Source organism: Catenulispora pinisilvae, assembly GCF_015356865.1.
In the GTDB taxonomy this organism is placed as follows: Bacteria; Actinomycetota; Actinomycetes; order Streptomycetales; family Catenulisporaceae; genus Catenulispora; species Catenulispora pinisilvae.
Genome location: NZ_JAAFZA010000135.1, coordinates 19,288 through 27,480, shown reverse-complemented (window position 1 = coordinate 27,480; position 8,193 = coordinate 19,288). Strand labels below are relative to the sequence as shown.

Below are 8,193 nucleotides of genomic sequence, written 5' to 3'. Positions count from 1 at the left end.
GGGGCCGGGCTGGGGGCGATCGCGTTCCGCTGGCTGATCAAGACCTTCACGCAGGTCTTCTCCGGCCACGCCGACTACTCGGCCGCCGGTCACAGCGCCAACCCGCACGTGCCGTGGCTGGGTGTGTGGTTCGTGCTGTTAGCCCCGGTGCTCGCCGGACTGCTCTACGGACCGCTGGTCTACAAGTTCGCGCCCGAGGCGCGCGGGCACGGTGTGCCGGAGGTGATGTACGCCGTGGCGCGCAAGGGCGGCCGGATCGCCCCGCAGGTCGCCGTGGTGAAGTCGCTGGCGTCGGCGTTGTGCATCGGTTCGGGCGGGTCGGTGGGCCGGGAAGGCCCGATCGTGCAGATCGGCTCGGCCCTGGGTTCCACCTTCGGCCGCGTCGTCGGAGCCGGGGAGGACCGGATGCGGCTGCTGGTCGCCTGCGGTGCGGCCGGCGGGATCGCGGCCACGTTCAACGCGCCGCTGGCCGGGGTGTTCTTCGCGATGGAGCTGATCTTGACCTCCTTCGCCGCCGAGGGCTTCGGGATGGTGGTGCTGTCCTCGGTGACGGCCTCGGTGATCGGCCGGGCGGCGTTCGGGAACGTGCCGTTCCTGGTGCTCCCACCGTTCCACACCGCGCGCCCGAGCCAGCTGCTGCTGTTCGCCGCGCTCGGCGTCCTGGCCGGTGCCGTCGGCGTCGCCTTCTCCAAGATCCTCTACGCGATCGAAGACCTCTGCGACTGGGCCTGGCGCTGGCCGGAGTGGGCCCGCCCGGCTGTGGGCGGGCTGCTGTTGGGCGTGCTGTTGCTCCTGCTGCCGGAGATGTACGGGGTCGGATACCCGGTGCTGGGCAACGCGGTGGCCGGCAAGTACGCGATCGGGTTCCTGGTGCTGCTGCTGGTCGGGAAGATGGTGGCGACCAGCCTGACCATCGGGATCGGCGGTTCCGGCGGGGTGTTCGCCCCGAGCCTGTTCCTGGGCGCGATGCTCGGCTCGGCCTTCGGGATCCTGGCCCACGACGTCTTCGGCGCCGCCGCCGGCGGTATCGGCTCCTACGCCCTCGTCGGGATGGGCGCGGTGTTCGCCGGCGCCGCGCGGGCCCCGATCACCGCGGTGGTGATCATGTTCGAGCTGACCGGGGAGTACTCCATCATCGTCTCGCTGATGGCCGCGATCGTCCTGGCCACGCTGACCGGCAAACTGCTCACCGGGGACACCATCTACACGCTCAAACTCCGCCGCCGCGGCATCGACCTGACGGCCCCCGCGCCCACCTCCCCGTTCGCCGGCATAGCGATCGGAGCGGTGATGGAGCCGGTTCCGGCGTCGTTGCCCGCGACCACCTCGCTGTCGCAGGCCGCTGACACGCTCGCGGCCTCACGGCACGGCGCGCTGCCGGTGACGGCCGCCGACGGGTCCTTCCTCGGCGTGGCCTCCGCCCGCGAAGTCGCCGAGGTACTGGCCGAGGGCGGCCGGGGCGGCGAGGAGATCGGGCACGTGGCCCACGTTCCCCATCCGCTGCGGGCCGACGCCGAACTGAGCGCGGCACTGGACGCCTTGGTGTCCGCCGATCCGTGGGGTCTGCCGGTGATGGACGCCGCCGGGACCGGGCTCTCCGGGTGGATCACCCACCAGGCGGTGCTCGCCGCCGCGCATCGCCGACCGATCGCGGCCTCCGCGCCGAGTTGAGCGATCGCGGCTTCCGCACAGCATCGATCAAGACCCTGAGTCAGGCGTCGAGGCCGGTTTCGCGCCGATCGAGTTCGGCCTGGAGCCGGCGCCGCAACCCATCAGTGATCCGCTCCTCGGCGAACAGCTTGCGCAACTCGGCACCCTGAACGCTGAGCACGTCGCGGCGCAGCGTGGCCAGGTCCTCCAACAAGGAGGCGTCGGTCTCCGGGTCCAGGCGCTCGGCGTAGCGGGCCCGCAGCCGGAGCACCGCCGAGGCGTTCGCCGGGCCGGCCACCGCCAACTCGTCCAGATACTCCACCACCGCGCGGTCCATGGCCGACCGCGCGGCTTCCTCCTTGGCCGCGGCCCGCTCCGGCGCGACGGCCAGCCCGGAAGTCCGCACCACCCCGGCCAGGCTCAGGCCCTGCACCGTCAGGGTCGCCGCGACCACAGCCGTGGTCAGCACCAACACCAGCGGCCGCCCCGGCAGCGACGCGCCGTCGTCGGCGGCCAAGGGAATCGACAGCGCCGCCGCCAGCGGCATCACCCCGCGGGTCCCGGCCCAGGTCACCACCCGGGTCAGCGGCCAGGTCGGATACCCCCGGGTCGGCCGGGCCAGGGCCGTCGTCGGCCATACCCACAGCATCCGGACCCCGATCAGAGCCGCGGCCAGTACCGCCGCGTGCACCGGCCACCACCGATCGGCAGAACCCAGATCCCGCACCAACGCCGGCAGTTGCAGGCCGATCAGCGAGAACACCACCGACTCCAGGGCGAACACCAGCACTGCATAGACGCTGTGCACATGAAGCCGGGTCCGGGCATCGGTGATCCGGTGCCCGACGCTGCCGGCGACCACCCCGGCCACCACCACCGCGGTCACCCCGGACACATGGATGCTCTCGGCCAGCAGATAGGCCGTATACGGGGTCACCAAAGCGATCACCGTCTCCAACACCGGATCAGTGATCGACGAACGCAGAAACGCCACCGCGGCGGCCAGTCCCGCACCCACCGCCAAACCACCGCCGGCCAGCACGAAGAACTTCCCCACCCCGCCGAGCACACCCACCGACCCGGCGGCCGCGCCCGCCACCGCCACCTTGAACAACACCAGCGACGTCGCGTCGTTGAACAAGCTCTCCGACTGCACCAGCACCTGGATCCGGCCCGGCAACGGCAGCCGCCGCCCCAACGCCGTCACGGCCACCGGATCCGTGGAAGCCAGCACCGCCCCCAGCACGAACGCCATCGCCGCCGACAACCCGGTCAACGCCCACGCCAACGACGCCACCACCGCGGCCGTGGCCAGCACCAGGCCCAGCGCCAGAACCAGCACCGGCACCCACACCCGCCGCAGCTCCCGCGCCGAGATCTCCTCCGCGGAGGCGTACAACAAGGGCGGCAACACCACCGAGGCGATCACGTCCGGAGCCACATGCACCGTCGGCGCCCCGGGGACCAATGCCACGCCGATCCCGGCCAGCACCAGCAACGACGGCGCCGGGATCCCCCACCGCCCCGCGAAGGTCGCCACCGCCGTTCCCAGCACCACCAACGCCAGCACGATCACCACGGCATGCGACACGGTCAGCCCCAAACAAGTCGTCGGGTCCGACACCGGTGGCAGGTATCGGGAGGATCCCCGAGCCGACCAGACTTCCCGGCACACCGGCACCGAGCCTATTGATCAGCAAACGAGTTCGCTACGGGAATCTCACGAACCACTCATGACTTCGCTCACCATCGGACGCACTCGGACGCGCTCAGGCGCACTCGGCCGCACCCGGGCCCGACCGAATTTACACAGTTAGCTGTACAGTCAGCTGTTCAAGTGATTGACTGAGGCCATGACGGAAGACGACAGGCCCGCGGCCGCCACGGTGGCCGGCGACCTCCGCGTGGTCCTGGCGCAGCTGGTGCGCCGACTGCGCGAGCAGGCCACGGGCAGCGACTTGACGAAGTCGCAGTCCGCCGTGCTCAGCCGGCTCGAACGGGACGGGGCCAGCACGACCACCGAACTCGCCCGGGCCGAGGGCCTGCGTCAGCAGTCGATGGCCGCCATCGTCGCGGCGCTCGACGGCGCGGGACTGGTCAGCGGCTCGCCACACCCGAAGGACGGGCGCAAGACGATCCTGGATCTGACCGAGAAGGCGCGTGCGGAGTTCCGTGCCGGGCGGCTGGCCAAGGAGGACTGGCTGACCCAGGCGATGAGCTCCGAGCTCAGCCCGGCCGAGATCGAGCAGCTGCGCGCCGCCGTCGAACTGATCCGGCGGCTCACGAAGGCCTAGCGGCCCAGCGTCTAGCGGCCCAGAGTGCTGGCACCCGCGCTCGAACGCGCCGTCGCACACCTCAGCACACGAATCAGCACGCAATTCAGCACGCAAATCAGAACCCGAATCAGCACACGGATCAGAACTCGAACCCACGAGAGGGATACCACCATGCCGTTTTCCGCTGTCGACACCGACACCGCTCTGATCGTCGTGGACCTGCAAGCCGGGATCGTCGGGCTGCCCCTGGCGCATCCGGTGGAAGGCGTCATCGCCCGTTCCACCGAGCTCATCGGCGCCTTCCGGCGGCACGGGCTGCCGGTCGCGCTGGTGAACGTCGCGGGTGCCCCGCCCGGACGCACCGAGCGCGGCACCAACGGCGGCGGTCGTATCCGGCCCGAGGGCTGGACCGACCTGATCCCCGAGCTCGACCAGCAGCCGGACGACATCGCGGTCACCAAATACGCGCGCAGCGCCTTCTCCGGTACCGACCTCGCCGCACAGCTGCGGGCGCGCGGCGTCACGCAGGTAGTGGTGGTCGGCATCGCCACGGGCAGCGGCGTGGAGTCCACCGCGCGTTCCGCCCACGAGGACGGCTTCCACGTCAGCCTGCCGGTGGACGCGATGACCGACGGTTCGCCGGACACCCACGAGCACAGCGTCACGAAGGTGTTCCCGAAGATCGCCGAGACCGGCACCACCGCCGAACTGCTGGCGCTCCTAGAGGGCAGCCGCCCGTGAGCGCGCCGACTGTCACCAAGCCGAACACCCGGGGCGGCACATCAGAACCCTGAGCAGCCCGGTCACTACATCGCATCGGCGCTCAACGCCACCGCGGCCATCCGCAGCCGCGAAGCCTTGATATGCCGCGAGGTCAGGTGCGCGCCGATACTCAGAGCCGCCAGCCGGATGCTGAGGCCGAGCAGCGTGCCCTGATGCGTGCCGGTGCAGACGGCGAGCAGGGCCGCCAGCACCGTGAAGAGCACCGCCCACAACCGCGTGAGCTCAAGCTGCGACTGCCGGAACGCGGGGCGCCCCCAGACCTCGCGCGGCACCCGCTGCCGGGCCAGGCCGAGGGTGAAGGGCTGGCGCAGCGCGATGGTGCCCCAGGCGGTGATGGCCAGCCAGCCGAAAGACAGGGCACTGCTCCAGTTGCCCAGCGACGCGTGCGGCTCGGCGAACCCGGCCGCGCCCGTCGCCGCGAAGAAAATCAGGGTACTGACATCTAGGATCAGCGCGTCGAGCGGGACGCCGCGGCGACGGTCCTGGATGAACAGGACGAGGGCGACCGCGAGACCGGCGAGCGCCGCCCAGGCCACCTCGGAGTTCGGGAAGACGGCGAACACGATCCAGCTCAGGAAGCCGCGCACGCCCTTCACCTTGCTCCAGACGGCATTCATGGCGTTCATGGGCACTCTCCAGACGTGTGGCGCAGGCGGCGTGGCATGGGGCTGTGCCCCTGCGAGAAACGCTAGGGAGCGGCGGGGTGAGCGCTCATCGCTCAGGTGGGGTGATTCGGGGTGCAGTGATTCGGGGTGCAGTGATTCGGAGTCGGGCGACTCAGGGTCGAGCGATTCTCACCGCGCCAACCCGGCCCGAGCAATCAGCCCAAGCTCCCGAGCACGCGCAACAGTCTCCGCCCGACTATGCGTATCAAGCTTCGTATACAAGCTCCGCACATGCGTCTTCACCGTGTTGCGCGAAACAGAGAGCTCGTCCCCGATCTGCGGCGCCGTCAAGTTGGTAGGCAAGTACCGCAGCACCCGAATCTCGCTCTCGCTCAGCGCTTCGACCAGCGCCGTCTGCGCGGAGCCGCGCGCGGGCACGCCACCCCCGGCCAACAGCGTCCGGACCTCCCCGACCAGCCGAGCATGCGAGGTGCGCCCCCTGGCATGCCGTTCGACCAGCTCCGCCACCGGATGCAGCAGGAAGCACAGCAGCGTGCTGCCCGCCTCGGCCTGATCGAGCGCGCGCTCCAAAGCGCCGTCGGCCGCGGCCCGCTCCCCCAACGCGTCACGGGCGAGGGCCTCCAGCAGGTACGCCTCTACCAGCCACGCCCGCCATCCCGGGTGGGCATCGGCGGCGAGGGCCGGGACGAGCTCGTCGAGCGCGCCGCGGGGGTCGTCGCGCGCCAGGCGGAGGGTGGCGGCGACGACGCGGACCAGGCCGCTGTCGCGCTCCGGCTCGTCGATCTCGGCGAGGGACTGCTCGGCCCGCGCGAGCTCCCCCAGGCGAATCAGTGTTCGTATGGACCAGGCGCGTACCGGGCGGGCGAAGGGGTGTGCCCCGGCCAGCTGGTCGGCCAGCGTCTCGGCGGTCTGGAAGGTGTCGAGGGCGTCGGCGGCCCGGCCGCGCACCAACTCCAGCTGGCCGCGGATGAACAGGGCCGCGAGCGCCGCCACCGCCTCGACCTCCGGCCCGATAGTCAGCCCGGCACGCCGCAGGTAGGACTCGGCCTCGTCGAGCCGGCCCTGCCAGGCCATCGCGCCGGCCGACGCCACACTCGCCACGCCGACCGCGACCTTGTCGGTCCACCCGTGCGACTCGGCCAGCTCGATAGCGCGCGCGGCACTGGTCTGCGCTTCCGGCGCCAAGCGCGTGGCCTCGATCGCGGACTTGTAGGCGAGCCCGGTGAACTCCAGATACGGCCGCCCGATCCGGCGGGCCAGCGCGATCCCCTCCTCCAGGTGCCGCGTCTGCGTCGGCCCGCCGCTCCAGCTGCTCGCGTACCCGAGCCCGATCAGCGCCACGGCGCGCAACTCCTCGCCCGAAGCGGGACGCGCGGCCCGCGGGTGTTCGGCCACGGTCCGAAGGCGCCGGGCCTGCTGAAGCTCCGCGTCCAGGTCCCCGCGCTGGCGCGCTGTCAGCAGCCTGACGATCCCGAGCAGCAGTTCGGCGCGGTCGCGGCGCTCGGCCGGCACCGAGGCCATGGCACGCTCGCTCTGGTTCAGGTGGCGCTCGGCCGTCTTCAGCGAGCCTCGGGTCAGTTCGTCCGCGGCGGCCACCGCAGCCAGCTCGGCGTCGCCGGCGCGCACCGCACCGGGAAAGCCTGCGAGCAGTTCGTGGACCGCCGCCTCCTGCCCGTCCAGATACAGCCCCGGCCAGTGGCTCACCAGCAGCTGCGCCGCCCGGCCCCAGTCCCGCGCGGCCTGCGCGTGGTGGATCGCCTCCAGCGAGCGGCCGTGTGCGGCGAACCAGCCGCTCGCGGTGCGGTGCAGTCCCACCACCTCGCCGGGCACCGCTCTGCGCAACTCCAGCGCCAGCAATTCGGCGAACATCGGGTGGTAACGGAACCGGGTCCGGTCCGAGTTCAGCGCGAGCACGAACGCGCCCGCCTCCTCCAGGTCCTGGAGCACCCGCTCCCCGTGACCGACTCCGCTCAGCAGCTCGGCGAGTTCCCCGTTGACCCACTCCAGAATCGAGGTGCGAAGCAGCAGCCTGCGAACGTCCTCGCTCTGCCGCTCCAGCACTTCGGCCAGCAGGTACTCGGCGACCGTCCGCTCGCTGCCGGAGAACTCGGCGGCGAACCGCTCCGGATCCGGGTGCCCGGCCAACGACATGGCAGCCATGCGTAGCCCGGCGGCCCAGCCTTCGGTGCGCTTATGCAACGCCGCCACCGCCGGCTCCGGGAGGTCCAAGCCGGCGCCGGTGAACAGCCGGCGCGCCTCGGCCAGGCTGAATCGCAGATCGGCCGCGCGGATCTCGACGAGGCCGCCCTCCAACCTAAGCCGATGCAGACCCAGGCGGACGTCGTGCCGGGAAGCCAGCACGAACCTCAAGTCCGACGCCGCCGATGCTGCCGATGCCGCGCGCAGAACCAGCAATTCCAGCTGCTGCAAAGCCGTCGGTCCCAGCTCGTGCACGTCGTCGACGACCAGCCACAGTGGTTCCCGCAACGGTGCCAGAGCGGTCAGCAGCCGCTCGACCAGCGCCCAACCGTCCGCGTCCGGCGCCGCCGAGACCGGCGGCACCAGGCGCGCGCCCGCGCCCGTCCGGCGCAGCGCGTCGAACACGGACACCCAGAACCGCTGCGGATCGCGCTCGCTGGAGCCCGCCGCGACCCAGGCGACCCGATCGCCGAGTCCGGACTCGGCGATCCAGGAGCGCAGCAACATCGTCTTACCGCTGCCGGCCGGAGCCGAGATGGCCGCGACACGCTTCGTCTCCGTCAGGGTTCGGGACAAGCCGGGCCTGGCCACCACGGACTGGGGGCCGCGGCCGCCGGCCTCGGTAACGCGCGACACGTCTCCATTATCGCGCCCGCCGG

The 8,193-nt window shown here is 71.5% G+C and carries 6 protein-coding genes; 3 read left to right on the top strand and 3 right to left on the bottom strand.

What is annotated here, in order from left to right; translation table 11 throughout:
* A partial coding sequence (locus tag IZR01_RS30455; protein WP_194925889.1) for a chloride channel protein occupies positions 1–1,671 on the top strand: 1,671 nt, incomplete at its 5' end.
* A gap of 40 nt (positions 1,672–1,711) precedes the next feature.
* Here the strand turns inward: IZR01_RS30455 and IZR01_RS30450 are convergent.
* The gene (locus IZR01_RS30450) at positions 1,712–3,274 is read right to left on the bottom strand and encodes a Na+/H+ antiporter (protein ID WP_323747143.1); all 1,563 of its coding nucleotides are present in this window, start codon (positions 3,272–3,274) and stop codon (positions 1,712–1,714) included.
* A 229-nt stretch (positions 3,275–3,503) separates the two neighbouring features.
* On the opposite strand from IZR01_RS30450, the gene IZR01_RS30445 reads away from it, so the two are divergent.
* Both IZR01_RS30445 and IZR01_RS30440 read left to right on the top strand, forming a co-directional pair.
* The gene (locus tag IZR01_RS30445) at positions 3,504–3,944 is read left to right on the top strand and encodes a MarR family winged helix-turn-helix transcriptional regulator (RefSeq protein WP_194897845.1); all 441 of its coding nucleotides are present in this window, start codon (positions 3,504–3,506) and stop codon (positions 3,942–3,944) included.
* Positions 3,945–4,097: 153 nt separating this feature from the next.
* Positions 4,098–4,667 (top strand): isochorismatase family protein, encoded by a 570-nt coding sequence (locus IZR01_RS30440; RefSeq protein ID WP_194925888.1) that lies wholly within the window; start codon positions 4,098–4,100, stop codon positions 4,665–4,667.
* Between the two features lie 65 nt (positions 4,668–4,732).
* Here the strand turns inward: IZR01_RS30440 and IZR01_RS30435 are convergent, their stop codons facing one another.
* Together IZR01_RS30435 and IZR01_RS30430 are read right to left on the bottom strand one after the other, a co-directional pair.
* On the bottom strand, positions 4,733–5,335 hold the full coding sequence (locus tag IZR01_RS30435) for a hypothetical protein (RefSeq protein ID WP_194925887.1): 603 nt from the start codon (positions 5,333–5,335) through the stop codon (positions 4,733–4,735).
* Positions 5,336–5,503: 168 nt separating this feature from the next.
* Positions 5,504–8,170: a winged helix-turn-helix domain-containing protein gene (locus tag IZR01_RS30430; RefSeq protein ID WP_194925886.1), complete on the bottom strand. Its 2,667-nt coding sequence runs from the start codon at positions 8,168–8,170 to the stop codon at positions 5,504–5,506.
* Positions 8,171–8,193: the final 23 nt, after the last annotated feature.